Origin of the sequence: Pseudoalteromonas sp. MMG012 (assembly GCF_018100875.1) — a bacterium.
In the GTDB taxonomy this organism is placed as follows: domain Bacteria; phylum Pseudomonadota; class Gammaproteobacteria; order Enterobacterales; family Alteromonadaceae; genus Pseudoalteromonas; species Pseudoalteromonas aurantia.
Genome location: NZ_JAGJEF010000193.1, coordinates 1 through 1,200 on the forward strand (window position 1 = coordinate 1; position 1,200 = coordinate 1,200).

The following is a 1,200-nucleotide window of genomic DNA, read 5'->3' on the forward strand; positions in this document are numbered from 1 at the left end:
TGTCAGAGTAATAATCATGACACCAAGCAGTAGTTACTAAACGATTGAATCAAAATAGGAACTCCGCTATGGTTGATGAAATAATAAAAAATACACTAAAAATACATCATTTTATAAACTCGTTATAAATACACAAAGATTCGGGTTTTATCGAAATAGTGTTTATTTATACTCATACAAAAGGAAATGGCTTTGAATATAGTTAACGCATTTTTATTTACATGTGCATGTGTGGGACTACAGATAGAAGCAGTTGCGGGTACCATCGATAAGCCAGTAACGATGCAGTTTGGTGAACAAGTAACGCTTCAATCGACAATCTTAAAAGAAAATCGAAATATTATTGTTCATTTACCCTCAGGGTATAAAAAGTCTAAGCAACGTTATCCAGTGCTTTACCTACTTGATGGAGAAAGACATTTATATCACTCTGTTATTGCGACTGAGTTGCTACATAAAGCAGGCCAGATACCTGAGTTAATTATTGTTGCAGTAACAAATAATGAAGGAATGAGACAGAAAAATTTAAATACACACAGTGAAAAGTTCACACTGTTTTTAACTAATGAAGTGATGACGCACGTTGATAAACATTACAGAACGGTGGGGAAAAATACGCTATTTGGTCATTCATTGGCTGGCTTTTATACGGTCAATTTACTCGCTAACACCGCTGTTAACTTTGAAAATTATATCGCTGCCAGCCCACCGCTACAAGGTGATGATATCGACTTGTATAACAAGATAATAGCACCAACTAACGACGATAAAATGCGTAATAAAACGTTGTATCTTACTTTAGCAACTCACAAAGAAGAGGGAGAAGATGTCGCAAATGCAATGCATAACTTTGTTAAGTTATTGGCAGAAAGCTCTCCACAAGGTTTTGATTGGCATTACACACCTCTCAAAGGTGACACGCATATTACAACCTCTTATCTTACTTTGTTTTATGGTATTCGTTACGTGTTTAAAGACTAATATGTAGATCTGTATGATTATAACAGGAAAGGGCTATTTACTTGTTCCACAATACAAACGATCAGAATAAAAATACGATACATAAATTTATTGTGTTATCAGCCCTCAGTGCCATTACATTTTAAAGCTCACACCTGAGTTTATTGATACCTAACACAAGGAAAGTCCCGATGAAATTTAATTCTAGTGTGAAATTATTAGTTTATTTCACATTGATAA

General features: G+C 34.3%; 1 protein-coding gene. It reads left to right on the forward strand.

Translation table 11 applies throughout. The features are described from left to right. Positions 1–192 precede the first annotated feature (192 nt). Positions 193–981 carry an alpha/beta hydrolase gene (locus J8L97_RS22960; protein WP_211053036.1) on the forward strand — a complete coding sequence of 263 codons (789 nt, stop codon included), beginning with the start codon at positions 193–195 and terminating at the stop codon, positions 979–981. Positions 982–1,200: the final 219 nt, after the last annotated feature.